Genomic DNA, 24,202 nt, shown 5'->3' with positions numbered 1-24,202 from the left:
CCCATGACCACCCCCGACCACCCTGACGAGACAACGCCGTTGGAGCAGCCCGTGCACCCCGAACCGACCGAGGCGACTGCCTCAGTGACGACCGACCCGGTGACCGCCGACCCGGTGACCGCCGAGCAGTCGAGCGAGCACCCGACCGCCGACCAGCCGGTGTGGCCCCCCGTCGTCCCGGAGCGTCCGAGCGGCCCACACGCCCCCGCCATCGTGCTCGGGCTGGTCTGCCTGGCGGTTGCAGGCATCGTGCTGGCGGAGGAGCTCGGGCACCTGCGGGTCGACTGGGGCAACATCGGCCCGCTCGGGATCGTCGTCGTCGGCGCGATCCTCGTGCTGTTCGGGCTGGCGGGCCTGATGAGCTCGCGCCGCAGGTCCTCCTGAGCCGAGCCCGTCGAGCCGAGTCCGTCAGGGCACCAGCCAGCGCTTCATGTGCGGTGCGAAGGACCGGCTCAGGTGGTACCGGTCGAGCTCGTCGCGCCGCACCCAGCGCACCGCCTCGGTCGAGCCGCCCACGTCGTGGACGACGGGGTCGGTCGGCTGCGGGCACCACGCGGCATACACGATCCGGACGGCGTGGAAGTCCTCGAGGCGCCCGCTGGGTGCCCGCCCGATCCAGTGCGACGTGTGTGCCTCGAGCAGGCGGACGGCCTCGACGACCTGGCCGCTCTCCTCCCACACCTCGCGGTGCAGGGCGTCGACCGGTGTCTCGCCGGGGTCGAGCCCGCCCCCCGGGAGCGTCCAGCGCCCCGGGGCGGAGGTGAGGGCGGACAGCTCGGTGAGCAGGATGCCGCGATCGCTCGTGACGACACCGTATGCCGCGGTGCGCTGGTAGGGGCGCGGCTCCTCCCCCGGCTCGAGCACCAGGCCCGGGTCGGTGGGCACCGGGGTCTCGAAGCTCGCCACCGCGGACGCGGCCGTCACGGTGTAGGTGAAGACCAGGGAGCCGTCCGCCTCCCGCTCTGCCTCTCGCAGGTGCGGACGCGACCACCCGAGGCGAGCCAGCTCCCGGACCGGGTCGGCACCGTGCTCGAGGACGAACTCGGCGACGCGGCGACCACCCACGGCGTCGGCCCGGACGACCACGCGGTCACCGGCGAACTGCGGCTCCTGCGCCGACGTGGGGGGCTGGGTCACGAGGCACCGGCCCGGCGGTACTCGGCCTCGGCCAGGGCGGCGACCGCGGGCCAGTCCTGCTCGGGGGGCATAGAACGGTTGGTGGCGGTGATCCCGGCCCGCAGCTCTGGGTCGGTCAGCAGCCGGGCCAGCGCGCGGGCGAGGGCGGCGTCATCGGTGCCGAGCAGTCCGTTGACCCCGTCGACGACGAAGTCGCCCACCCCGGTGTCCCGTCGGGCCACGACCGGCAGCCCGGCAGTGCGGGCCTCGAGGGCGGCGATCCCGAACGCCTCGAGGCGGGCCGGGGTGAGGTAGATGTCGCTGTCCCAGTACCGCTCGCGGAGCTGGTCGCGCCCCACCCGGCCCGGCATGCTGACCCAGTCCGTCATGTCGTGCCGGGTCGCGAACCGTTCGAGGCGACCCCGTTCGGGGCCCTCGCCGAAGAGCGTGAGGTGCATCCGGGGGCCGGAGCCGGTCGACGCGGCGACGAGGTCCCTGGCCCGGGCTGCGACCTCGAGGACTGCCATCGGGCGCTTGCGGGCCGCGAAGCGCATGGCCGCCACCACCTCGATCGGCGCCTCGCCCGGCGCATCGATCGGCGAGGCGGCGCCGCCGGCACCGGCGGGAGGCGCGGCAGGCGGCGGACTCCACCGGGAGGCGTCGATGCCGTTGGGAAACACCCGCACCTCGCTGGCGCCGCCCACCACCTGCTGGACCGACGCGGCCGCGACCCCGGAGACCGCGGAGAGGGCTGCTCCACTGGCACCCCACCGACGGGCGTGGCCGAGGACCCGGAAGAGCGGACGCGAGCGTTCCATCAGGCAGTGCCAGGTGATCGCGGTGGGCAGACCCAGTCCCAGGGCGACCCCGGCCATGTCGGTGGCGAACGGGCTCACGACCCCCATCTGCACGTGGGCCACGTCGAAACCGCCAGCCTGCAGCCGCTGTCGCACCTGCGGTGGCGCGAACGGGTTGACGGGCAGCTCCCACGGCAGCCGGATCGCCATCCTGTGCACCGGCACGCCGTCGACGTCCTCGACGAAACCCTGCCGCTCGCCGCGCTCACCGACGGTTGCAGTGAAGACCTCGACCTCGTGCCCGCGCGACCGCAGCTGGGCGGCGAGGTCGTGCGTCTGGACCTCGATACCGCCCAACCGGGGCAGATAACAGTCAGTCAGCAGGGCCACCTTCACGGACCTGAGCCTGCCATGCGTCAGGATGGCCCGTGATGACCCACACCCGCACCACCACCGGGAGCCACACCTTGGTGGCCTTCCACGCCCACCCCGATGACGAGGCGTTGCTGACCTCGGGGACCTTGGCGCGTGCGGCGGCAGAGGGGCACCGGGTCGTCGTGGTGGTGGCGACCGACGGCGCCCTGGGGCTGGCGTCGGACGCCTTCGCGGCCGACGGCGGGCTGGCTGCGCGACGCCTGGAGGAGCTGCGCCGGTCGGCGTCCGCGCTGGGGGTCGCACGCGTCGTCTACCTCGGCTACGCCGACAGCGGCATGGGACCCGAGCTGCTGCCCGACCCTCCCGATCGCACCCGGTTCATCCAGGCTCCGCTGGAGGAGGCTGCTTCCCGCCTGGCCGAGGTGCTGCGCGAGGAGGACGCCTCGGTGCTCACCACCTACGACCGCAACGGCGGCTACGGACACCGCGACCACGTGCGAGTGCACGAGGTCGGTCGGCGGGCGGCATACCTCGCGGGAACCCCTCGGGTGCTCGAGGCGACGGTCCCGCGGGACACGATCGCGCGCGCCGCCCGCCTGGCGGCCCGGATCTACCACTTCCCGCCCGACTTCGACCTGGCGGCCTTCTGCCGCGCGTTCAGCCCACGGTCCGCGATCACGCACCGCATCGACGTGCGCCGGTATGCCGCGGCGAAGCGGGCTTCGATGCGCGCCCACGCCTCCCAGTCCAGCGCGCAGGACGGGGCGGACCGCACCCTGGCCGCGTTCCTGCGCATCCCCCGGCCGCTCTACGACCTGGTCTTCGGGCGCGAGTGGTTCATCGACCCGGCACGTCCCGCCGGGCTGCCCGTCTCGCACGACATCTTCGAGGGGCTGCCGTGACGAGCCAGACGGCGGGCCCAGGAGGCGCCACGGACGGCCGCCGAGGGCGGTCACGGGTGCGGACCGCCGTGCAGGCAGCCGTCGGGCTGGGGCTCGCCGCGGTACTGGTGGTCTACGTCCTGCCCCGGCTGGCCAAGACGAACTGGTCGAGCGTGTGGGTCGTCCTGTCGCAGGTGCCGCTGAGCACGGTCCTGGTCCTGCTGGGCGGCGTCGTCGTCGGGCTCTACTGCTACACGTTCACCCTTACTGGTTCGCTGCCGGGGCTGAAGCACTGGCAGGCGCTCATCGTCAACGTGGCGGGCTCCTCGGTGGGCAACCTGCTGCCGGGCGGCGGGGCGGCGGGCCTGGCCGCGACCTACACGATCTGCCGGTCCTGGGGCTTCTCGCGGCGCGACATCTCGACGTCCGCCATCGTCACTGGTGTCTGGAACGTCCTGTCCCGCGTGGCGCTGCCCCTCATCGCGATCTTCGGGCTCGTGGCGGGCCGCAACTCCAACGTGCCGCAGGCTCTCGGTGAGGCGGCGGTGGCTGGTGCCCTGACCGGCGGGGTGATCCTGGCGGTTTTCATCTCGATCCTCGTGTCCGAGCGGGCCGCCGTCGCGATCGGCAATGCCGTCGACCGGGTGATCGGGCGGTTGTGGCGCCGCCGCACCATGAGTGTCCAGTCGCTCGTCATCGACCTGCGCCACCGGATCAACGGCGTGGTCCGCACGGGCTGGCTCCGCATGACGTTGGGCCTCGCCGGGTTCTTCGGCGTCTACTACGTGCTGTTCCTGATCTGCATGCACACGACGAACGTCCACCTCTACTACGGAGAGCTCTTCGCCGCCTATGCCATCGGACGGCTGCTCACGGCCGTCGGACTGACGCCCGGCGGCCTGGGGTTCACCGAGAGCGGCACGGTCGCGGCCCTGGTGGCCTGGGGCGCACAGCCGGCCGACGCGCTCGCCGGCGTCGTGCTCTTCTCGTGCTTCACTCATCTCATGGAGATCCCGTTGGGAGCCATCGGCTGGGCGGCCTGGACACTCAGCCCGAAGAGCCCCCACGTCGACGACGTGGCCGCGGACGGCACGGAGGCTGGGCACGGCAGGCACGCGACCGGACTCGGCGCCGGTGGATGACGAGGCCGCGCGGCGGCGAGCCGAACGCGCCGAGAAGGCCGACTACCACGTCGAGGCGGACCGGCTGCGCCGCGAGCGCGAGTCGGCCAAGGCGCAGGTGCTGGTGGACCGGTTCGTGGTCCGGGCGCGCGAGGCCGGGCTGCCCACCGAGGAGCTGACTGCGCGCCCCTGGTCCGGTGGCGGTCGCTACCGCACCGGCGTGCTCGGCTGGTACCTGCGACGGGACCGCTCGATCGGCGTCGGCATCGACGGCGGGTACTACGTGCTCGTCGTCGCCCCGCACCGCTTCGGACGCTGGCGGGTGGTGCCGATCGAGCCCACGCCTCCCCCGCTGCAGGTCGGAGCCGGTGCCCGGGACGGGGAGTCGATCGCCCTGGACGCCCTGCTGGACCTGCGACTGCAGTGGCCGCCGGGCGAGGACTGACTGTCTCGTCGCGCGGCCGGGCTCAGCGCCTGACGAGCCGCCGGACCTGGCGGGTGCGTGCCTCGTCGGCGATGGCGTCGTCCTGGGGCTCCGGTTCGAACGGACGACCCGTGGCGTGCTCGGCGGCGAGGCCGATCAGCGCGTCGGCGAAGACAGGGTTGGCCGGCAGGATCGGCCCGTGCAGGTAGGAGCCGAAGACGTTGCCCGTGCGCGCACCCTCGGTGCCATCGGTGCCGTTGTTGCCGAACCCGGACCGCACGGTCCCGAACGGCGCCTGCCCCGCACCGAGAGTGGTCGAGCCGGAGTGGTTCTCGTAGCCCACGACGTCACCGAACTCGGTCGTGAGGACGACGGGCCCGATCATCCGCTTGGCGTTGCCCTGGGTGGTGACGTCGAGGATCCCCAGCCCTGGCAACCGCTTGCCGTCCACGGTGATGAACGCGTTCCCGAGCAGCTGGTACATCCCGCAGATCATCAGCATCGGCGTGCCAGCGTCCGCCAGCGCATGCAGCCGGTCGCCGATCTGCTCGAGGTCCGCCTCGACCCGCACCTGTCCCGAGTCCTGGCCGCCGCCGCCGACGATGAGGTGGGCAGTCTCCGGGAACTCGCCACCGGGGTGGTGCTGGTGCACGACCGGGCTGTATCCGTGGCGCCGGATGCGGGCCGCGAGGGTCCTCGTGTTGCCGAGGTCGCCGTAGATGCTCATCTCACGCGGGTAGAGGTGCACCACGTGGATGACGCCCTTGCCGGCGCGGTCCGCATCGGGCACCCGCGCCGAACCCTCCGGCTCCCCCGGGATGGAGACATCGGGTATGCCGTGCGGCTGGCTCGCGGTGCTCATGACGCCTCCTCGCCGATGTCGGGCAGGTCGTAGCGCGCGGCCAGGGTGCGGCGCAGCGCCATCATCGCGGTGTAGGTGCAGAAGATCCGCTTCGGCTCCTGCGGATGCTGGGCGAGGAACGAGTCGAGCGCCGCGTCGAGGTCGGTCTCGACCGCCGCGACGGCGACGTCGTCGTACTGGAGCCGCAGCGCCATGTCGTAGCCCCGGACGCCGCTGGTGATCGTGACGCCGCGGGCCCGCAGGCTCTCGAAGCTCACGTCGTAGAGCCAGGAGACGTCGCGACCGTCCGCGTAGTTGTCGTTGATCGCGATCATCGTCGCGACCGGGGTCGAGCCGTACGTACCCAGTGCCACCGTGAAGCCCGCGGGGTTCTTCACGAGGACGAGCTCGAGCGGCTGGCCGTCGACCATGACCACCTCGCCGCGGCCGAACGGTGGCGTCACCGCGCGGAGGGCCTCCGCGGCAGCTGCCGGGTCGAACGCGTCGCCGAGCAGCATCCGGGCCGTGGCCGTGGCAGCCGTGGCGTTGATCATCGCGGCCAGTCCGCGCTGCTGGAGCTCGAGCGGACCGACCGTGCCGTTGCCTTCTGTGTTTGAGCCCGCTGTGTCCGAGCCTGATGTGTCCGAGCCTGCTGTGTCAGAGCCGAACACGACCTCGAAGGTCCGCTCGTCGCTCGGCTTCAGCAGCCCGTCCTGCGGACCCGCGACGGGTGGCACGAAGTCGTCCTCGAACCGGACGTCCTGCTCCTGGAGCTCGGGCAGCCGGTCCGCGATCGACTTGTCCACTCCGAAGTAGCGGACGGTCACCCCGTCGGCGACCCTGTCCCGGATCCGCGAGACGAACGAGTCGTCGAGGTTGAGCACCACCCCGGTCGTCGTCTGCTCGGCCAGCGAGGCGAGCAGCTGCGCGGTGTGGTCGATCTCGGCGAACCGGTCGAGCTGGTCGCGGGCGACGTTGAGCAGCAGGGCGTGGGTCGGACGGACTGCGGCGGCGAACTTCAAGGCGTGGGCCTCGTCGAGCTCGAGCACCGCCAGGTCGGCGTCGAGCCGGCCGCGCAGGGGCAGCTCACCCAGCATCGAGGAGATCACCCCGCGGGTGAAGTTGGAGCCGGTGGGGTTGCTGAAGACGGTGCGTCCGTGGGCGCGCAGCACCGCGACCAGCATCTTCGTGGTCGTCGTCTTGCCGTTGGTGCCGGTGACGACGACGATCCCGTCCGGCACGTCAGCCAGCGCATGGGCCAGGAAACCCGGGTCGATGCGTTCGGCCACCAGGCCGGGGAGCGCGGAGCCCCCGCCACGAAGCCGCGAAGCGACCCTCGCAGCCTTGCCCGCGACTACCGCCGCCGTCGTCCTCAGCATCCCCCAAACCCTAGTGCGTGCCCGGTAAGTGACCGGCCGCAGGGTTGCACCGGCGGTCCCCCCTGTGGCGACCTGCCGGCAGGTGCAGAGGGGCCCCACGGGGAAGGCACAACGCCTTAAAGGAGCTCGAGGGAGCCCGCAGGCGTTGATACTGCTCAGGTGATCCCAGCCCAGGCCTCGCCGCTCGCGCGCCGCGTTCGGCGAGTGCTGCTCGTGGTTGGCGTCCTGGTCACGTGTGTCGCGCTCAGCCGGCTCGCCTGGGCTCAGGTCGACCCATTCGAGGTTGCGCAGCGCGACGCCACGCGGGTCTATCAGGCGTTCACCGGGCACGAGCCCCAAGGCGTTCGTCGTGAGGGCACGTACATCGGGGACCAGCAACCCACGGGAGTGGCGTATGGCCCGCTGGCAGTGCCCACGACGATCCGGTCGCGGATGTTCAAGGCAGGCGCTGCGCTCACCGCCGCCGGCTATCGCCCCGCTGACCTCTCAGCGGTCCCGAGGTTGTGGTGCAGGGTGGAGGGTGACACCGCGTGGCTACCGGGCAATGTGCCGGCCACGGTGCAGGTCATCTGCTCGGTGGTGGGTCCACGTCCCGGGCCAGGTCGACAGCCCAGATCGCCCTCGTGCTGACGGTGAAACCGCAGGACCTTCACCTCAGCACGACCGCTACCGGGTACGAGGAGGTCTCCACCGACACGGCCCCCGACATGCAGGTCTCCTCGGGCATGGTGGAGGTCTCCGTCTCGCAGTCGCTCTAGCCGCACTCGGGGTCTGCGCCGTCACGTGAGTGCGCCGCCGAGTCAACCGCGTCGTTGACACCGACGGCGCACGTTCGCGCCCTGACCCGAAGAGGTCAGACCAGCTCGGGCACGTGCAGGTGGGCGAGTGCCACCTCCATCTCCGCCACGTCGTCGACCGTCGCGCCGAGCCGTTCGCTGGCGCGCTGGCGCAGGTCCTTGGCCGCCTCACGCGTGGCCTCGAGCTGGGCCGAGGTCTCGAAGGTGACCGTGCCTACGATGCGACCGGTCTCCCGGCTGATCATCAGGTTCGCGCTGCAGAACCCGTCCCACTCCTGCACCGTGGGAAGGACGACCGACCGGTAGACGTCAGCAGCCCGGTCTGCCAGTCCCTCGTCCCCGCGCAGCCAGGTGACGCGAGCACACGCGCCCTCAGGACTGGCGTGGTCGCGGTGCATCACGGCGACCTCCCAGGTCGCGACCTCGCTGGAGTTCGCTCCGAAGCTCTGCTCAGCGTCGTCTCGCAGGGGCTTCACCTGGTCAGTGCTGGCTCGCATGGCGGCCTCTGACTCCCAGGCGGTCGTCGCGATGCAGCGGCCCGACTCGCGGTCGACAAGCAGCGACATCCCGGCACAGCCGTCGATGGCCGTCACGGCGGGGAAGACCTGGTCCCGGACGCGGCTGATCCCGTCCTCGACCTTGGAGCGGTCCGCCTGAATCGTGGTGGTGCGTGCATACACGACGTGCTCCTTTGATCGGGGCAGCGCCCCGACGGCGCTGCCGTCACCGCACAACCCTTCCCCTCTCGGGCGGGTCTGGCAAGGGACAATCAGGGCATCCGCAGCGCGATTACGGGGACACCTCGAGGGCGGCCTGAGTACGGTCGGGAGAAGGCGCGCGGGGCGCAGCTCAGGAGGGCAACAGATGAGACCACTTCGCTACTCGATCAACGTCACGCTCGACGGCTGCTGCCATCACGAGGCAGGACTCCCCCCTGACGAAGAGTCGATGCGCTACTGGACCGCTGAGATGGAACGCGCCGATGCCCTCCTGTTCGGGCGGGTGACCTACGAGATGATGGAGTCGGCGTGGCGGCGACCGGCCACGGGCACGTGGCCCGACTGGATGGGTGAGGCGGAGATCCCGTTCGCCGAGGCCATCGACCGAACGAAGAAGTACGTCGTGTCGAGCACGCTGAGCGGCGTCGACTGGAATGCCGAGCTGGTGCGGGGCGACGTGGGGCAAGCGGTGCAGCGGCTCAAGCAGGAGCCGGGCGAGGGCCTGTTCGTGGGTGGCGTGACGCTCCCCCTGGCGTTGGCAGATCTGGGACTGATCGACGAGTACGCGTTCGTGGTGCAGCCGGTCCTTGCCGGTCACGGGCCGACGTTGCTCGCCGGTCTGAGCGAGCGCATCCAGCTCGAGCTCGTGGATCGCCATGAGTTCCGCTCGGGGGCGGTCGCCGTGCGATACCGGCCCACCGGAGCAACGGCTTGACGTGACGTGCCCTGACACGTCGGCCGCTGCCTCGACTACTTCTCAAACCTGCGCATCGACGCGGTGGAGGAACGCGGTGAGTCCCGCGAAGTAAGTGTCCGCGTCGTCCACAAGGCACATGTGACTGCCGTTGGGGCAGTGGTGGTAGGTCCCGTTGACGAACTGGGAGGCCATCCATTCGAGGTGATGGGGATCCATGGTGTCGTGCTCGGCGCCGATCACCAGGGTCGGCACCGTGATCTCGGACAGCTCGGCCGTGCGGTCCCAGTCGGCGAGCTTCCCGCTGGCCCCGAGCTCGCTCGGTCCCTGCATCAGCGTGTACACCGGTTGGTTGAGGTGGGCGAACGATCGCACGAGCGGTTCGGGCCACTCCTCGAGCGGCAACCGGCAGATGTGGTGGACGTAGAAGTGCTCCATCAGGAGGGCCTCGTAGGCAGGGTCTTGGGTCTGGCCAGTCGACTCAAGACGCTTGATCTGTGCCAAGGCGTCCTGGTCCATGGCCGGCATCAACGAGCTCTCGGCGTACGCGTTGTATGCAGGAGCGCTGGCCATCATGTTGGAGATGACCAGACCCTTGAGCTGCTCCTGGTGGGCCAACGCGTACTCGATTGCCAACAACCCGCCCCACGAATGGCCGTAGAGGAAGAAGTCCTCCGGGCCCAGCTCGAGGGCGATCCGGACCTGCTCGACCTCCTCGACGAAGCGATCCACCTCCCACAACGAGGGGTCGTCCGGCTGGTCGCTGTAGTGCGAGCCCAGCTGGTCGTAGTAGAAGTACTGCACGCCCGCCTGTGGCATCCAGCCATCGAACGACTCGAGATACTCGTGGGTCGCGGCCGGGCCGCCGTGCAAGAGCAGCACCTTGATGCGCGGATTGTTGCCGACCCGCTTGGTCCACACCCGGAAGTCACCCGCGGCAGTCGAGATGGGAATCATCCGCACGCCACCTGCGATGCGGTCCGCGAGCCCGGTGTAGTCGAGGTATCCCCCCACGCCCTTACTCTCCCACACCTCAGGCGTCCGACCGCTGTCAGTTCTTCGTCAGGTCCTGGGCGAGCATCACGATGATTCCGCTCGGACCGCGGAGGTAGGTGAGCCTGTACACGTCCTCGTAGTTGGCCACCCCGCGAAGCGGCTGGCAGCCGTGCCTGGCTGCGATTGCCAGGGCCTCGTCGATGTCGTCGACTGAGAAGGCCACCCTGTGCATGCCGATCTCGTTGGGCCGGGTTGGCTGTGTCTCGATCGCGTCGGGGTGGATGTACTCGAAGAGCTCGAGGCGACCGTTTGCGTCGGGGGTCTGGAGCATGGCGATGTTGGCGTGGTTGCCGTCAAGACCCACGGCGGTGTCGGTCCACTCTCCGCTGACCGTGTCACGTCCAACCAGGATGAGCCCCAGATCGGTGAAGAAGGCGATCGTCGCCTCCAGGTCGCGGACGGCGATCCCGACGTTCTCGAGTTTGATTGGCATGCGCTGCACGCTACCGAGTCAGGCGCAACGGTTCCGAGACGTAACCAACGGAGCACGCGCCATTGGTCATGGAGTTGACGCGGCGTCGGCGAGCACGGACCGCGCGACGGCAAGCCTGCTGGCGCACCGGTCGGGCATGGTGTTCCAGTAGTACGGAAAGGTCCCGAGGGCCAACGAAAGCGCCCATGCCCTGCCTCGCAGCCAGGACGTGTCGTCGACCCCGACGGCGCGACGGAACACATCGCGGGCCGCAGGGTCGAGCACGTCCCACGCAACGATCAGATCGACTGTCGGATCGCCGACGGCCAGTCCACCGAAGTCCAGCACTGCGGCGAGGCGCTCACCGCGCACCAGAAGGTTCTCGGCCACCAGGTCCCCGTGGAACCAGCGCGGCTGCGACCCTCCACCTTCTGTGGGAAGGGCCATGGCGTGTTCCCATACCCGCAGCGCGGCTTCCAGGTCCAGGTCCAGATCCGGGATGCCGCGACATTCACCAAGGACGCGACGCGTTGAGTCAGCCATCGACTCCAGTGGGGCGCCGCGATACCACCGAAGCTGCGGGTCACCCAGCGCGCTGTGAGGCACCGGGATGTCGCGCAGGGCGGTGACCACGGCAGCGAGGTCACGCGCCAGGCCCGTGCGCGTCGGGCCGGTGCGCGACGCGGGATCTGCGCCCGTGGGGACCTCGCCATCGAGCCAGCGCACCACCGACCACCGTTCGGGATAGCCGAGATCCGGCTTCCCGACAGCGAGGACCTCGGGCACGCTGACCGGGAGCAGCGGCCCCATCCGGGGCAGCCAATGCGCTTCCTTGTCAATGGTCGCGGCTCCCCCCGGCTGTCGGGGAAGGCGGACGAGGAGCTCGTCGCCGAGCCGGAAGAGCGCGTTGCTTGAACCCGAAGCACTCAAACGACTCAGGGGTAGTGACGCGTATTCCGGGAGGGCGCGGTCAACGAGGGCCCGAACGAGACTGGCGTCGATCCGCAGTTCGTCCTCGTGCAGCGCGTCAGTCACGCGGCCGAGTCCATCAGCACGGACGAGCGGTTGTCGACGGAGTTTCGCTCCGAAGCTGCTCGGATCGCGCAGAACCGGAGGTATGCGTGCCCAAGGGATCACGGGCCGAGGATCGTCACCGGCGCGTCGGGGATGTCACCCGCGATCAGCAACCCGAGGGGTGTGGCGAGGTCCCGGGGTGAGAACAGGTCGGTTCCCTCGTATGCGGCGATGTCAGCGTGCTGCCACCATCGCATCCCGCTGATGTGCTCAGCGACGAGGTCGTCCTCTGACAGCGAGCCACGGGGGTCGAAGTGCCTGGCGCGCACGAGGTAGTAGTCGTTGACAAGCCCGGCGTAACCGTCCGCCAGGCCGGGACCGACGACCTCCTGGTGCCAAACGTGGGGCGGGTCGACGTCGATGACGAGCCCCGTTTCCTCGTGCAGCTCCCTGCGCAGTGCCGCGAGCGGGAGCTCACCGGACTCGACGCCGCCGCCTGGGGCCGCCCACACGACCGTCGCGGCCGCCGGAACAGCTGGGTGCGGGAAACTGAAGCGACACAACAGAACTCGGTCGGCATCGGCCAGGATGATCGCCCGTACGGCATGTCTCAATCTGGGTGGCTGAGAGGATGAAGTACTCACAGCTCGGAGGCCGCGTCCAGGTCCGCCTTGGACAAGACCCGCCTGGTTGCCACGCCGACTTCGTGCAGTGAGTTGGCACCCGGCTCGGACCTGTCGCCACAGTGAGAGTGAGCGCATGAGACACCAAATCACCGTCCACCGGAATGGCCGTCGCTACCAGGAGATCGAAGGCGACGCGCGCATCCTGGACGGCTTGGTCGACTGGGACCCGACCGCCTAACCGTTACAGAGCACCATGGGTGCCAAAGACCGTGCGACCTTTATGCCTAGAGAGTAGGACTCGGCCGCGCAGGCGTCGCCCCGATATCAGGGGCCTGGGCATCCCGCTGGCGGGCTCGCCACCATGCTGGGAAGCGGGGAGTCCTCGGGCCGACTTGTGGGCACAAGGAACGGTGGGTCGTCGCCAACTTCCCAGCCAGACCCTTGGCGGGAACGCATGATGGTCGAATGCTCACCTCGAAGGACGTCATGAAGAAGACGCTCACACCTAGGCAATTCCAGGGCGGGTATGACGAGCGCGAGGTCGACGACTTGCTGGACAAGGTCGTGGGGGTCCTGCGGTACTACGAGCAGGGCGGTCGACCGGGGCCACAGGCGCCGGCCTCGCCGATCGCAGGTCACAGGTTCACGTCAACGAAGTTCCGTCGCGGGTACGACCAGATGGAAGTCGACGACTTCCTCGACCAGGTGAGCGAGACCTTGCACTTCTACGAGCAGGGCGGTCGACCCGATCCGCAGACGTTGGCATCGATGGTCGGTCCAGAGCCGGAAGGGTTCGGTCAGCGGGCCCTTCGCTGGCTGCGTGGAGACCCAAGGCCCTGAAATCGGTTCTGTCTCAGCACCGGGACGCCTTCACAGCGTCCGCGTAGGTCTACGACAGTCCCGACGAAGGAAGCGGCCCGAGAGTCGAGGCATACCAGGCAGCAACGCCCGGTTTCCTTCGACCTCAGGAGAAACTGACATGAAGCTCAACTCACGACTCGCCAAGATCAGCTACGTCGGCGCGGGGCTGGTCGCCGGCGCGGTGCTGGCAACCACCCTCGGCGCCCAGGCCGCCACCGTGTCGCCGAGCGCGTCTGGCACGACCTCGAGCACCGCCGCTGCCGACCCGCACCCGGGGGACAACGGTGCCGACGGCGTCCCCGAGGCCAACGAGGTGCACGGCGGCGGTGGCGGCAGGGCGCTGGGCCTCAGTGGAACGGTGACCGCGGTCGGCGCCTCCAGCGTCACCATCAAGACCGCCACTGCCACGACCACGTACTCAGTGACCAGCGCCAGCGACATCGACAAGAACGGCGAGGCCGCAGTGTCCGCCCTCGTGGTCGGCGACAAGGTCACGTTCAGCGTCGACAGGGCCAACGCCAAGCAGATCGACAAGCTGCACACCGGTGACGAGACCAAGAACATGCCCGCCCGGCCGGCGAACCCCGGAACCCCGAACGCCGGCTGACCCCGGCCGCCGCCACAGGAGAGGCCCCCACCGAGGTGGGGGCCTCTTGCCTTGCCACGCCCAGGGCAACTGCCCCCTCCTGTCGTCACATATGAAGTCGGATGACGACGAGGAGGTAGCACCAGACCGGTATCGCAAGCAGGGACAGTGCGGCAACGGCGGACCGTACTCGAGATTGCGTGCGCAAGGTTGCGGTAAGCAGTGTCAAGGCCAGGATGCCGATGAACCCTCCGACGCTGTTCAGCATCACATCGTCGATGTCGGATGCTCCCACCCCGAGAATCCCCTGAAGGACCTCCACGGCGACGCTGATGGAGGCGACGATCAGCATGATTCGCGCTGTGGTCGCTCGGTGTCGGAGCCATGAGGCGTAGAACCCCAGCGAGATGAAGATCAGGATGTTGCCGACGATGTTTGCGAATCCTGTTCTCGCAGCTCCGGGAGCATGGCTGGAGGCGTATGCCGCGATGCTCGCGAACGGGACGAGGTTGATGGACCTTTCGGAGCCCGGGACGCGAGAGAAGAGAAGCAGCTTCAGCAGGAAGGCGGCGTACAGGGCGAAGGCTGCGAAGATCGCAGCGCTCTTGACCTTCCTACGTCTCGTGGTGACTCGGCAGTCAAAGTAAGGGGTTGACGACGGCGACCGTCGGCCATATCGTTTTTCAATATCCATATTGTTTTTCGATACGTCTGGAGCATTGATGACCGTAAGCCTCAACACCTGGCTGCGCTGGCTGCACGTCACCGCCAAGCTCGTCCACATCGCCGCGCTGTGCCTTGCGGTGGCGGTGCTGGTCATTGCCTTCATCCCCGGGTCACCCGTGATCCAGGATCTGCCAGGGGCGGCACTGACCGGCCTGCAGCGGATCGGCGGAGTCGCGACCGGCGTCGGCGCCGATCCCTCCGGCTGGTCACCGTTCGAGATCCACGACCCGTCGTTGGGGCAGCGGCTGCTGCACATGCTGACCGAGGTGCCCGGCCTCCTCCTCATTGCAGAGATCGGCCGTCGCATGTCCAACCTTGTGCGCGCCGCTCAGGACCTTGACCCCTTCACCGCACAGAACGCCCGGGCGCTGGCGACCCTCGCCAAGCTCACAGCGATCGGCGGCACGGGGACCTGGATCCTCAGCCAGGTCGCGCAAGGGGTTCTGGCCGCGACGATGCTGACCTCGTTGCCCACCTTCAGGCCTCAGGACACGCCGCTGGGATGGCTCGCGGTCGGCCTGATCTTCGCCGCCTTCGGACGGATCCTCGACCGGGGTGTGGCCATGCGAGCCGAACTCGACACCGTCATCTGATGGCAGAGAATCCCGACCACCATCGGATCGCGGTCCACCTCGACGAGTTTCTCGAGAAACGAGAGATGACTCTGGTCGAGCTGTCGTCGCGGGTAGGCCTGACCGTCGCGAACCTCTCCATCCTCAAGAACGGCCACGCCAAGGCGATCCGCTTCAGCACACTCACGGCGATCTGCGACGCCCTGAATTGCACTCCGAGCGACTTGCTCAGCCTGCGCAAATGACCACGCCCGCGCACGCACTCTCATCGGCATAGAGGACGGAAGCGCACCGATAGGCGACGGAAAGACGCGGCAATCGCGGCGGATCGCCCCCCGAACCGCGAGTCCAGACCCCAAGGCTTGAATCATGAACGCCCCGCCTCATCTCTTGCCCCGCCCCTTGCACCGCTTTCGTATCGGTGTGGCCGCTCTACGGCTGGGGTAACAGGCGTCCGGCAACGTGGCAGTTCAGGAGGCGAACACCCGAAAGGTATTGATTCGCTGGAAGAGCAAGACGTCCGGCCCGCACCGGACCACAGAGTCCCATTGCAAGCGCCAAGCTCTTGGCCCGTCGTTGCCCCGGCAGGACAAGATGATCACCAAACCGAGCTTCGAATCACGCCTCGCAGGCGATCCCGTCACCGTCGCGGTCGCTGAATGAGTTCGCCTCGTAGAGCGCCCTGTTGTAAACAGGCGCGTATTTCGCGTGGCCGCCATTGCTGCGGTGATCGACCGCACCTGGCAGGGCCACACCGCCTTTGTAAACTGCATGCATGGCAGTGCAGTTGGCGTAGGACGTGGCGGCTGGTGGGGGTGGTGCGGATGCGCTCGCCTTGGCCTGTGCAGCCGCCTTTGCCTTTGCCGAAGCAGCAGCGGCCTCCTGCGCCCTGCTCTGTGCCGCAGCCTTCGCCTGCGCGGCAGCTTGGGCCTTCGCCGAGGCTGCGGCTACCGCCTTCGCTTGCTTTGCTGCCGCATCCCTTGCCGTCTTGGCTGCGGCGTCGGAAGCTGCCTTCGCGGTCGCAGCAGCTGCGTCGGCTGTAGCCTTCGCCGCAGCGTCCGCAGCGGCCTTGTCCGCTGCAGCCGCGGCCGCTGCGGCCGCGACCTCGGCGGCCGCGGAATCTGCTGTTGTCGTTTCGGCTGCGGCATTTCTGGCGGGTGCGGCGGCGCGGCTCGTCAGAGGCAATCCAGGGGATGAGGGCGCGGGAGGGGGTGCGGCCACTGCACCGATGGTGAGTAGCGCCAAGGCCGCACCGATCACGACCCCGGCTGCCCCGCGGCTGCGCAGTCGGGCCCAACCGATGCGGCCGCGAGCCAAGGCGATCACCCCGAGCACGAAGGTGAATAGCCCCGCCAAAATTGCGGCGCCGCTAAAGCCGGAGCTCAGCGCGCCGATCACAGCCGTGAGGGCCAGACCTCCCCAGCCGAATGCGGCGGCCTTGCCGAAGGGGCGGCTACCAGGCCCGGCCAACCGCGCAGGCTTCGATGATGGCCGGCTGGCTGGTTGGGTCGACAAACTCGGCGCAAAGTGCTGAGTCCACGACTCGCCATTCCAGTACCGCTGCTGGCCATCTCCCTGCGGGTACCAGCCAGCTGGAGCGTTTGTGGTGTCGGCCATCTCGTCCACATCCCCTTGGTTGAGCGCAATCTATCGGTCTACCACCTTGAATGTGAGGGTTTGCCGGAATCGTCGCTCCGGGAGCAGCCATCTGGCCTCGCTCGAGGGGCTCCAGCCCCCATGCGGCCGAAAGACGCGGCAATCGCGGCGACTCAGGCTAGGCGTGCTCGTCCTCCGCCGCGCGTGGTTGAACCGACCATTCGGCTGGTTCGTCGTCCGTGTCGTTGTCAGCGTCGGTCTTGGTCTGGTGCACCTTGCCCGGCTTGTGGTGTTGCGGTGCGTAGACGGTGTAGAGCTGCATGGGCTCGTCGCCGATGTTGGTGACGTTGTGCCAGCTCCCAGCGGGAACGAGGATGCACCAGCCGTCGGTGACCTCTTGGTCGAAGGTCAGTTCGTCCTTGGCGGGGCCCATCTGGGCGCGACCCCGGCCGCGGTCGAGTCGCAGGAACTGGTCGGTGGCGGGGTGCTTCTCAAGTCCGATGTCGCCGTTGACCGGAATCGACATGAGGGTGACCTGCAGGTAGGTGCCACTCCAGGCCACGGTTCGGTAGTTCGTGTTCTCAAGCGTTTCGGTCTCCAGGTCGAAGGACTGGGGACGTGGGCCGATGTCGGTGATGCTCATGGTTTGACCGTAGCCCTGCCCGGACCCCATCGGAATGCTCAAGATCAGGCGGGCTGGCGAGCCGTAACCGACGCTCTTTCGGCTCGTTGATAGGGCAGCAGTCCTAGGGGGAAGGTTGGGGCCATTGCTTGAGCGGGGAGCCACCCAAAGCGGCGGCACGGGGGTTTGGACATGGGGCGGATGCGCACGCCTGCGATCCGGGCAATCCGGGGCACGGCCTGCACCGAACTACTGGGCAGCGCAGTGATGATTTGTTCTGAGGTGTCCTCCGACCTACTCCATGCAAGGGGCGATCATGGCAAATGAACTCGGCATCCTCATCGAAGACCGACTGCTCGAGCTGGGGTGGTCGGTCTCCCGGCTCACGCTCGAGAGCGGGCTGAGCGCAGACGTCGTCGTCGACCTCGTCGGGCGGGAGCAGCTGCCTGCCATGCCCGACGCGCATACTCTCAGGCAACTCTCGACGTCCCTCGACCTGCCTTACCGGCAGATGGTCGTTGCGGCAGGTGTCGCGTGCGGGCTCCCGAAGAACCAGGAGGGCGAGCCCACGTTCGCGCTGCGGTTCGCGACCAACCAGGAGCTCCTCAACGAACTACGTCGGCGGCTCGTCCGCGGCCACGGCGATGCCGGGTCTCAGCATCAACGTCGGACCCACCTCGCGCTCGTGAAGCAAGTCCTCGCGCACGAGGCCGGCTGACCCACGGTTTGAGGCACTGGCATGTTGCTCACGTCGACACGACTCGGCCGGTAGCGTGCTGTGCACCACGGCGTGAGCGCGTCGCGGTGGCCACCGGAGGAGATGTCGTGAGTCGATCGCGAGCGAGGCGGCTGACGTTGGCAGTGGCGGCTTGGTGCGCGGCGGGGGTTATGGCTGTGGTGACACCGGCGATGGCTGGGACGCCGGGCGCGGTGGCAGCCGCGAGGCCGCTGGGTGCCTGTGCGTCCGGGCTACCCGTCAGCCACCGCACGGTGGTCTTCCTCGACCCCGGCCACGGGGCGAACGTGGCGCCGACCAAGGCGACGTCAGGCGGTTCGACGGGTATCTACTCGGGCGAGAACACCAGCGGCGGCGGTGAGGACGCCAACGTCTTCACCGTTGCGCTGCGCGCCAAGGCGCTCCTGGAGCAGGCCGGATACAAGGTCGTCCTGTCCCGGACATCGAACCCGGACAGGCTGCGCCGGACCCTCTGGCAGAAGGGGAACGCGGCAGAAACGGCCAACTCCGGAAAGCCCGCAGACATCGCCGTCAGCCTGCACACCGACGCGAAGGCGAACATCGGCGCCGGTCAGATCTACTACGACAACCAGGGCGGTTACCGGCAGAACAACTCGAACTCGACGCGCCGGGTCTTCGACAACCCGGCCGTGGCCGCCAAGAGCAAGGCGTACGGAGTGCAGTTCCAGAAGGTGCGAAACTCCCTACAGGGAACTTGGATCGGCCTGTACGCCGGGCACCACTTCGCGGCGTCGCGCAACCTGGGCTCGTACGGGACCATCCCCATCGTGATGCTGTCTGCGCAACATGTGCCGTGGGTCTACAACGAGTTCGGTCGGACTACGAGCAGCGGCTTGAGCTCCCACGACATCAGCGTCTACGTGACGTCCGTCGTCCGCGGTGTCGAACACTCCATCGGTCCCGCCGTTGTCGGGTGCACCCCCTGATAGGGGTCGCCGCCGATCCGGAGCAGCGGATCGAGCTCAGTCCTGCCCGCCGTGCGCCTCGGTCGCCGCGGGGTGCGACGTAGCCGGCGGATAGACGCCCTCACTTTTGCTCCCGAAAGCGACTGGTTTAGGCGCTGGCTTCCCAGCCGTCGTAGTCGCCGCCCGGCCACTGTTGAGCGACGCCTTCGAAGAAGGCTCGCGCTCGCGAACGGTGTCTGGATCTGTGACGGCTCCATGCCGTTCAGCGATGACGACCCAATCGGGGCCACCGGCCGCGGACTCGGCGACGTTCTGCAACTCCCACCCCGCGGCAGCCACCACTCCAGCCGCCTCACGCACCCCGGCCTCGTCGGCAAAGTAGGGGTAGTGCACCCAGCGACGCGGAGCAGTCAGACCGCTCATCTGCGACAACTGAGTCAGAGTCTGGTCGTCACCTGCGTGTCCGGTGTCGAATGACGCCAGTTTGTTACGCCAAAAGAGTCCCATGGCCTCAAGGTTGCCAGTTGGTCACCGCGGGCATGACCCAACTCGAGAATCGCCACTCACGCGCGCCTCTTGGCGGAGCAAAGACGCAGCCGTCGGGCAGGCGACCGAGCGAGACTCGCGGCCACACCTCTCACAGGTGGAGAACGGGGTTGGGGTGGTCGCTGCGCGCTCACTTTCAGCCTGGCGGCCAAGTCTGCCGGAGCGGTGACAGAGACACCGGACCCCGTGTCAGTCTCGGTCGAGGCGCCCAACGAAGGCCATGGCACCCATGCCCCATCGAGAGGCGGGCAGGGGTCGGGCCCCGCGACGGCACCACCGGCCCGGCGGCGGCCAGCACCGGCCCGGCGGCGGCCAGCACCGGCCCGGCGGCGGCCAGCACCGATGTGCCCGTGGGACGCGCGAGCCGGGTGCCTCGGCGGGGCCTACCTCTTGCGGATCTCGCCGATCTCGAGGTGGTCCTTGGCCTGTGCCTTGGCGTGCTTGTCGGCCCGCTTCTCCTTGATCGACTTGCTCGCCTTCTGGGCCATGTGCTGTCGAGGTGACTTGTCGGCCATGACTGTGCTCCCGGCGCTAGGAAGCCTGGATGGCTCCGTACCTCGACAGTACGCCGTGCTGCTGCGGGCGCCCCCGGGATCGGCCCGCGGATCGGGTGCCACCTCGTGTCGGGCTCCACCAGTCCTCGATGAATGCGTTCCTTCCTGTCACGAAGGTGAGTTGATCCGCGATGTGCCCGTGCTCAGCAGACCCGTCGTGCGTGGACAGACCCCTGGTGGTGAATGGGTCCCCGCCACATGCCTCTGAACCTTCACGGTGGCGGCGGGGAGGCGACGACGAGACCGGACCTTCGCACGGCATACGCTCCAGGGGCCGGCGATCACCCGCGGGCGCCGACGACCCGCGGGAGTGGACCATGGCTTGGAAGCCCACCGAGATCACCGACCTGAGCGGTACGACCGCCATCGTCACCGGCGCCAACTCTGGAATCGGGTTCGTGGAGGCCCGAACCCTGGCCGAACACGGCGCTCACGTCATCCTCGCGGTCCGCAACCTGGACGCGGGCCGCGCGGCCGCCGCAAGGATTGCCGGCAGCACCGCCGTCGAAACTCTCGACCTGGCGTCCCAGGAGTCGGTGCGCGAGTTCGCAGCGCGGATCGACGGCCCGGTCGACCTGCTCGTGAACAACGCCGGCGTGATGGCGCCCCCGACGCGCCGGACCACCGCTGACGGGTACGAGCTGCAGTTCGCGACGAACCATCTCGGGCACTTCGCGCTGACGGCTCGACTGCTGCCCGCCTTGCTGGCGGCTCCCTCACCGCGAGTGACGACCGTGGCCTCAGTGGCACACCACCAGGGTGACGACCGGGTCGTCGATGGCAATCCCCCGGAGGGCTACGACCCGAGGGTCTCGTACGGTCGCACCAAGCTGGCCAATCTCTTGTTCGCCCTGGAGCTCCACCGCCGGGCCACTGCGGCGGGATCACCACTGACGTCGACAGCGGCCCACCCGGGGGTGGCCGTCACCAACCTCGTCGCGAGTCGCGACGGCATGGGGGCGCGATGGATCGTGCGCACCTTTGCACCGCCCCTCATGCGCCTCGTGCTTCCGGGATCCGAGGGCGGAGCCGAGGCGATCCTGTATGCCGCGACTGCGGCTGCCGCGGGCTCGTACAGCGGGCCCCAAGGGCCCGGTGAGGTCCGCGGCAAGGTGGGCCCAGCGAAACTCAGCTCGCTGGCGAGCGACCCCGACCTCGCCCGTCGACTGTGGACCATCAGCGAGGAGCTCACGGGCGTGCCGTTCGACATCTGGGGCAAAGACGGGCCCGAGAGCCATAGCGGTCGGACCCCGGGCCTCACGGATCCCCCTCGGAGCTGAACTCGCCGAGCGGAATGGCGCGGGCCTGAAGGTGCCCGGCTTTCGCGATTCATCGGTCCGCGTGACAGGCGGCGGAAAGCCGCACCGCCCAATCCCCTAGGCCAGACGGGCGTCGACGGGGTCAGGCCGAAGGCCCGCGTGCTCCCGTGCCCATCCCAGACTTCACGTCGGAGGCGTACATCCCAGAGCGCTCCTGTCCGGAGAGCTCGCCGATCGCGTCCATGGTCGCGTCCGTGATGGCCCGCAACAACGCGGCCTTCTGGAAGCGAGCGGAGAGGCCTGCGACGTCGACCGGCTGACCGAATCGGACGGTTACCTTCCCCGGTCGGAAACCGTTGGAGCCTGCCGGCTGCACCTTGTCCGTCCCGATCACCGCGCACGGCAGCAGGGTCGCCCCGGTCGACAGCGCCATCCGGGCGACTCCGGTGCGGCCGCGGTGCAGGCGGCCGTCGGGCGAACGGGTCCCCTCGGGGTAGACGCCGAACGCCTCTCCCTGGCGCAGCACCTCTTCGGCGAGGTCGAGCGATGCAGCAGCAGCCCGCGGATCGGCACGGTCGACGGGAATCGTCCCCGCGGTCGAGTGGAACCACCGGACCGCCGCCCCCCGCAGCCCCGACCCCTGGAAGTACTCCGCCTTGCCCAGGAAGTGCACCTGCCGGCCCGAGGCGAGCGGGATCACGATCGAGTCGATGAAGGACAGGTGGTTGGACGCGACGATGAGGCCGCCCTCGCGCGGGACGTTGGCGCGCCCCTCGACGTGCAGTCCGGTCAGCAGCTTGAGCGGTGGCCCGATGAGGACGTGCCGCATCACCGCCCGGCTCAGCGCGTCGTTGACCGCGGCTGTGCTCAGGCCGCGCTCCCTACCGGGCCGCACGCGCCACCTGGCCAGCCACGCGGCATACCCGAGGCATATCTACTCCCACTCGATGGTGCCGGGCGGCTTGCTCGTGACGTCGAGCACGACCCGGTTGACCTCACGCACCTCGTTGGTGATCCGGGTCGAGATCTTGGCCAGCACGTCGTAGGGCACGCGCGTCCAGTCGGCCGTCATGGCGTCCTCGGAGGACACCGGGCGCAGGACGATCGGGTGACCATAGGTGCGCCCATCCCCTTGCACGCCAACGGATCGCACGTCAGCCAGCAGCACCACGGGGCACTGCCAGATGTCGCGGTCCAGGCCGGCCAAGGACAGCTCGTGGCGCGCGATGGCGTCGGCCGCCCGAAGGATGGAGAGCCGCTCGGCGGTCACCTCACCGACGATGCGGATGCCGAGCCCCGGACCCGGGAACGGCTGGCGCCAGACGATCGCCTCCGGCACTCCGAGCTCGAGCCCGACCTGCCGCACCTCGTCCTTGAACAGCGAGCGCAGCGGCTCGACGAGCTTGAACTGCAGGTCCTCGGGCAGCCCTCCGACGTTGTGGTGCGACTTGATGTTGGCCGCCCCCGTGCCACCACCGGACTCGACGACATCCGGGTACAACGTCCCCTGCACGAGGAACTCCACCGGGTGGTCGGAGTCGCCGCGCGAACCCACGACGTCACGCGCCGCCTGCTCGAACACCCGGATGAACTCGCGCCCGATGATCTTGCGCTTCTCCTCCGGGTCCGTCACTCCGGCCAGCGCCGACAGGAAGCGCTCGCGCGCGTCGACGACTACCAGGTCGACCCCGGTGGCCGCCACGAACTCCTTCTCGACCTGCTCGGCCTCCCCCGCGCGCAACAGCCCGTGGTCCACGAACACACAGGTCAGCTGGTCGCCCACGGCCTTCTGCACCAGCGCTGCGGCCACCGACGAGTCGACACCACCGGACAGCGCGCACAGCACGCGCGAGTCGCCGACCTTCTCCCGGATCGACTCGACGAGCTCCTCGACGACGTGCGCCGCCGTCCAGTCACCAGCGAGCCCCGCGCCGCGGTAGAGGAAGTTCTCCAGCACCCGCTGGCCGAACGTCGAGTGCATCACCTCGGGGTGCCACTGCACGCCGTACAGGCGACGCTCGTCGTCCTCGATGGCCGCGACGGGCGCGCCCGCCGTGGAGGCGGTCACCGCCATGCCCGCGGGCGCCTCCGTGACCGAGTCGCCGTGGCTCATCCACACCGACTGCTCCAAGGGCTGCCCGTTGAACAGGGTGGACTCGGTGTCGGAGACCGCGGCACGCGTCGCGCCGTACTCCCCCAGCCCGGTGTGGGCCACCGTGCCGCCGAGCGCCTGGGCCATGGCCTGGAAGCCGTAACACATGCCGAACACGGGTACGCCGGCCTCGAGGACGGCCCGGTCGAGCTCGGGGGCGCCCTCGGCATATACCGACGAAGGGCCACCGGAGAGCACGATCGCCGCCGGGTCCTTGGCCAGCAGCTCGGCCGTGCTCATCGTGTGCGGCACGACCTCGCTGTAGATGTTCGCCTCACGCACCCGCCGCGCGATCAGCTGCGCGTACTGCGCGCCGAAGTCGACGACGAGCACCGGACGCGCCTGCAGCGGCGTGGTCGGCACCTCCACGACTTCGCCGTCAGGGGCCTCGACCCGGTCGTCGTCCTGGGCCTGGGTCACGTCAGTGGTCACCACGTCGGCGGCTGCGGGGTCGCTCACGGGCACAGGTTACCGGCGGCCCGCTGCCAGCCGCGCCTCGGTCTCACCCGCGAACCGTCGCTCCGCCCAGAACGGCAGCAGCGGCACGAACCCGGTGAGCATGATGAGCACCATCTTCGGCAGGCTCCAGCCGACCTTGAACCCGAGGTTGGCGATGGACACCACGTAGACGAAGTAGATCAACCCGTGGATCGGGCTCCAGACCGCGGACGCGCCCCCCTTCCCGAAACCACCGTTGACCACGATGATCCCGATCAGCACGAACAGCGCGAGGCCGGACAGCACGGCCATCACCTTGAAGAAGCGCAGGGCCTTGCGCGTGGACACCGGGTCCTTGATGTCACTCATGCTGGCT

General features: G+C 69.0%; 30 protein-coding genes. 13 read left to right on the top strand and 17 right to left on the bottom strand.

What is annotated here, in order from left to right; all coding sequences use genetic code 11:
* The first annotated feature begins 3 nt into the window (after window positions 1-3).
* Window positions 4-384: a tetraspanin family protein gene (locus BJ986_RS09960; RefSeq protein WP_179421837.1), complete on the top strand. Its 381-nt coding sequence runs from the start codon at window positions 4-6 to the stop codon at window positions 382-384.
* A gap of 24 nt (window positions 385-408) precedes the next feature.
* On the opposite strand, the gene BJ986_RS16780 is transcribed toward BJ986_RS09960, so the two are convergent.
* Together BJ986_RS16780 and BJ986_RS09950 are read right to left on the bottom strand one after the other, a co-directional pair.
* Entirely contained in the window at window positions 409-1,137 is a 729-nt protein-coding gene (locus BJ986_RS16780; RefSeq protein WP_337795109.1) for an NUDIX hydrolase, read from the bottom strand.
* A complete protein-coding gene (locus BJ986_RS09950; protein ID WP_179421836.1) occupies window positions 1,134-2,309 on the bottom strand; it encodes a glycosyltransferase in 1,176 nt (391 codons plus the stop codon). Before BJ986_RS09950 ends, BJ986_RS16780 begins: the two co-directional genes overlap by 4 nt.
* Before the next feature lie 35 nt (window positions 2,310-2,344).
* Between BJ986_RS09950 and BJ986_RS09945 the strand changes: the two genes are divergently transcribed.
* From BJ986_RS09945 to BJ986_RS09935, 3 genes are read left to right on the top strand one after another with little or no spacing between them, the layout of a single operon-like run.
* On the top strand, window positions 2,345-3,190 hold the full coding sequence (locus tag BJ986_RS09945) for a PIG-L deacetylase family protein (protein ID WP_179421835.1): 846 nt from the start codon (window positions 2,345-2,347) through the stop codon (window positions 3,188-3,190).
* Entirely contained in the window at window positions 3,187-4,311 is a 1,125-nt protein-coding gene (locus BJ986_RS09940; protein WP_337795108.1) for a lysylphosphatidylglycerol synthase transmembrane domain-containing protein, read from the top strand. The genes BJ986_RS09945 and BJ986_RS09940 overlap by 4 nt, the downstream gene beginning before the upstream one ends.
* Window positions 4,304-4,735 carry a hypothetical protein gene (locus tag BJ986_RS09935; protein ID WP_337795107.1) on the top strand — a complete coding sequence of 144 codons (432 nt, stop codon included), beginning with the start codon at window positions 4,304-4,306 and terminating at the stop codon, window positions 4,733-4,735. Before BJ986_RS09940 ends, BJ986_RS09935 begins: the two co-directional genes overlap by 8 nt.
* 22 nt (window positions 4,736-4,757) lie before the next feature.
* On the opposite strand, the gene BJ986_RS09930 is transcribed toward BJ986_RS09935, so the two are convergent.
* Window positions 4,758-5,576 (bottom strand): type 1 glutamine amidotransferase, encoded by an 819-nt coding sequence (locus BJ986_RS09930; RefSeq protein WP_179421834.1) that lies wholly within the window; start codon window positions 5,574-5,576, stop codon window positions 4,758-4,760.
* Window positions 5,573-6,934 carry a Mur ligase family protein gene (locus BJ986_RS09925; protein WP_179421833.1) on the bottom strand — a complete coding sequence of 454 codons (1,362 nt, stop codon included), beginning with the start codon at window positions 6,932-6,934 and terminating at the stop codon, window positions 5,573-5,575. The genes BJ986_RS09930 and BJ986_RS09925 overlap by 4 nt, the downstream gene beginning before the upstream one ends.
* Before the next feature lie 530 nt (window positions 6,935-7,464).
* On the opposite strand from BJ986_RS09925, the gene BJ986_RS09920 reads away from it, so the two are divergent.
* On the top strand, window positions 7,465-7,692 hold the full coding sequence (locus BJ986_RS09920; protein WP_179421832.1) for a hypothetical protein: 228 nt from the start codon (window positions 7,465-7,467) through the stop codon (window positions 7,690-7,692).
* A 95-nt stretch (window positions 7,693-7,787) separates the two neighbouring features.
* Here BJ986_RS09920 and BJ986_RS09915 read toward each other — a convergent pair whose 3' ends face one another.
* The gene (locus tag BJ986_RS09915) at window positions 7,788-8,411 is read right to left on the bottom strand and encodes an antibiotic biosynthesis monooxygenase (protein ID WP_179421831.1); all 624 of its coding nucleotides are present in this window, start codon (window positions 8,409-8,411) and stop codon (window positions 7,788-7,790) included.
* 184 nt (window positions 8,412-8,595) lie between these two features.
* Between BJ986_RS09915 and BJ986_RS09910 the strand changes: the two genes are divergently transcribed.
* Window positions 8,596-9,165 carry a dihydrofolate reductase family protein gene (locus BJ986_RS09910; RefSeq protein ID WP_179421830.1) on the top strand — a complete coding sequence of 190 codons (570 nt, stop codon included), beginning with the start codon at window positions 8,596-8,598 and terminating at the stop codon, window positions 9,163-9,165.
* A gap of 42 nt (window positions 9,166-9,207) precedes the next feature.
* Here BJ986_RS09910 and BJ986_RS09905 read toward each other — a convergent pair whose 3' ends face one another.
* The 4 genes from BJ986_RS09905 to BJ986_RS09890 all read right to left on the bottom strand — a co-directional run bounded on the left by BJ986_RS09905 (window position 9,208) and on the right by BJ986_RS09890 (window position 12,387).
* Window positions 9,208-10,158, bottom strand: coding sequence for a proline iminopeptidase-family hydrolase (locus BJ986_RS09905; protein WP_202881225.1), 951 nt, complete (start codon window positions 10,156-10,158; stop codon window positions 9,208-9,210).
* Window positions 10,159-10,195: 37 nt separating this feature from the next.
* Window positions 10,196-10,633, bottom strand: coding sequence for a VOC family protein (locus BJ986_RS09900; RefSeq protein ID WP_179421829.1), 438 nt, complete (start codon window positions 10,631-10,633; stop codon window positions 10,196-10,198).
* 66 nt (window positions 10,634-10,699) lie between these two features.
* Window positions 10,700-11,647 carry a phosphotransferase gene (locus BJ986_RS09895; RefSeq protein WP_202881224.1) on the bottom strand — a complete coding sequence of 316 codons (948 nt, stop codon included), beginning with the start codon at window positions 11,645-11,647 and terminating at the stop codon, window positions 10,700-10,702.
* A gap of 98 nt (window positions 11,648-11,745) precedes the next feature.
* Window positions 11,746-12,387: an NUDIX domain-containing protein gene (locus BJ986_RS09890; RefSeq protein WP_179421828.1), complete on the bottom strand. Its 642-nt coding sequence runs from the start codon at window positions 12,385-12,387 to the stop codon at window positions 11,746-11,748.
* A 330-nt stretch (window positions 12,388-12,717) separates the two neighbouring features.
* Between BJ986_RS09890 and BJ986_RS16395 the strand changes: the two genes are divergently transcribed.
* Together BJ986_RS16395 and BJ986_RS09880 are read left to right on the top strand one after the other, a co-directional pair.
* Window positions 12,718-13,092 (top strand): DivIVA domain-containing protein, encoded by a 375-nt coding sequence (locus tag BJ986_RS16395; protein ID WP_179423719.1) that lies wholly within the window; start codon window positions 12,718-12,720, stop codon window positions 13,090-13,092.
* Window positions 13,093-13,231: 139 nt separating this feature from the next.
* Window positions 13,232-13,720, top strand: coding sequence for a hypothetical protein (locus BJ986_RS09880; protein ID WP_179421827.1), 489 nt, complete (start codon window positions 13,232-13,234; stop codon window positions 13,718-13,720).
* A gap of 85 nt (window positions 13,721-13,805) precedes the next feature.
* Here the strand turns inward: BJ986_RS09880 and BJ986_RS09875 are convergent, their stop codons facing one another.
* On the bottom strand, window positions 13,806-14,519 hold the full coding sequence (locus BJ986_RS09875) for a VanZ family protein (RefSeq protein ID WP_179421826.1): 714 nt from the start codon (window positions 14,517-14,519) through the stop codon (window positions 13,806-13,808).
* Between BJ986_RS09875 and BJ986_RS09870 the strand changes: the two genes are divergently transcribed.
* Together BJ986_RS09870 and BJ986_RS09865 are read left to right on the top strand one after the other, a co-directional pair.
* Window positions 14,503-15,018: a DUF2975 domain-containing protein gene (locus BJ986_RS09870; protein WP_179421825.1), complete on the top strand. Its 516-nt coding sequence runs from the start codon at window positions 14,503-14,505 to the stop codon at window positions 15,016-15,018. The two genes, BJ986_RS09875 and BJ986_RS09870, sit on opposite strands and share 17 nt — an antisense overlap.
* Window positions 15,018-15,242 carry a helix-turn-helix domain-containing protein gene (locus tag BJ986_RS09865; RefSeq protein WP_179421824.1) on the top strand — a complete coding sequence of 75 codons (225 nt, stop codon included), beginning with the start codon at window positions 15,018-15,020 and terminating at the stop codon, window positions 15,240-15,242. Before BJ986_RS09870 ends, BJ986_RS09865 begins: the two co-directional genes overlap by 1 nt.
* A 373-nt stretch (window positions 15,243-15,615) precedes the next feature.
* Here the strand turns inward: BJ986_RS09865 and BJ986_RS09860 are convergent, their stop codons facing one another.
* Both BJ986_RS09860 and BJ986_RS09855 read right to left on the bottom strand, forming a co-directional pair.
* The gene (locus BJ986_RS09860; RefSeq protein WP_238338363.1) at window positions 15,616-16,614 is read right to left on the bottom strand and encodes a DUF2510 domain-containing protein; all 999 of its coding nucleotides are present in this window, start codon (window positions 16,612-16,614) and stop codon (window positions 15,616-15,618) included.
* A gap of 157 nt (window positions 16,615-16,771) precedes the next feature.
* Window positions 16,772-17,236, bottom strand: a complete 465-nt coding sequence (locus BJ986_RS09855; RefSeq protein ID WP_179421822.1) for a cupin domain-containing protein — start codon at window positions 17,234-17,236, stop codon at window positions 16,772-16,774.
* A gap of 295 nt (window positions 17,237-17,531) precedes the next feature.
* On the opposite strand from BJ986_RS09855, the gene BJ986_RS09850 reads away from it, so the two are divergent.
* Window positions 17,532-17,933, top strand: coding sequence for a hypothetical protein (locus tag BJ986_RS09850; protein WP_179421821.1), 402 nt, complete (start codon window positions 17,532-17,534; stop codon window positions 17,931-17,933).
* Window positions 17,934-18,103: 170 nt separating this feature from the next.
* Window positions 18,104-18,898 carry an N-acetylmuramoyl-L-alanine amidase gene (locus BJ986_RS09845; protein WP_179421820.1) on the top strand — a complete coding sequence of 265 codons (795 nt, stop codon included), beginning with the start codon at window positions 18,104-18,106 and terminating at the stop codon, window positions 18,896-18,898.
* Window positions 18,899-18,934: 36 nt separating this feature from the next.
* On the opposite strand, the gene BJ986_RS16885 is transcribed toward BJ986_RS09845, so the two are convergent.
* The gene (locus tag BJ986_RS16885; protein WP_179421819.1) at window positions 18,935-19,384 is read right to left on the bottom strand and encodes a ribonuclease E inhibitor RraB; all 450 of its coding nucleotides are present in this window, start codon (window positions 19,382-19,384) and stop codon (window positions 18,935-18,937) included.
* 422 nt (window positions 19,385-19,806) lie between these two features.
* Window positions 19,807-19,938 (bottom strand): hypothetical protein, encoded by a 132-nt coding sequence (locus tag BJ986_RS16640; protein WP_272955380.1) that lies wholly within the window; start codon window positions 19,936-19,938, stop codon window positions 19,807-19,809.
* 356 nt (window positions 19,939-20,294) lie between these two features.
* On the opposite strand from BJ986_RS16640, the gene BJ986_RS09835 reads away from it, so the two are divergent.
* Complete coding sequence (locus BJ986_RS09835; protein WP_179421818.1) at window positions 20,295-21,257, top strand: oxidoreductase; 963 nt, start codon at window positions 20,295-20,297, stop codon at window positions 21,255-21,257.
* 121 nt (window positions 21,258-21,378) lie between these two features.
* On the opposite strand, the gene BJ986_RS09830 is transcribed toward BJ986_RS09835, so the two are convergent.
* The 3 genes from BJ986_RS09830 to BJ986_RS09820 all read right to left on the bottom strand — a co-directional run bounded on the left by BJ986_RS09830 (window position 21,379) and on the right by BJ986_RS09820 (window position 24,195).
* Window positions 21,379-22,131 carry a lysophospholipid acyltransferase family protein gene (locus BJ986_RS09830; protein ID WP_337795103.1) on the bottom strand — a complete coding sequence of 251 codons (753 nt, stop codon included), beginning with the start codon at window positions 22,129-22,131 and terminating at the stop codon, window positions 21,379-21,381.
* Between the two features lie 39 nt (window positions 22,132-22,170).
* Window positions 22,171-23,751: a glutamine-hydrolyzing GMP synthase gene (guaA, locus tag BJ986_RS09825; protein ID WP_337795451.1), complete on the bottom strand. Its 1,581-nt coding sequence runs from the start codon at window positions 23,749-23,751 to the stop codon at window positions 22,171-22,173.
* Between the two features lie 105 nt (window positions 23,752-23,856).
* Complete coding sequence (locus tag BJ986_RS09820) at window positions 23,857-24,195, bottom strand: DUF3817 domain-containing protein (protein WP_179421817.1); 339 nt, start codon at window positions 24,193-24,195, stop codon at window positions 23,857-23,859.
* Between the last annotated feature and the right edge of the window lie 7 nt (window positions 24,196-24,202).

The sequence above is a fragment of the Pedococcus badiiscoriae genome (assembly GCF_013408925.1).
Lineage (GTDB): Bacteria > Actinomycetota > Actinomycetes > Actinomycetales > Dermatophilaceae > Pedococcus > Pedococcus badiiscoriae.
This window is presented reverse-complemented; position numbering and strand designations above follow the sequence as displayed.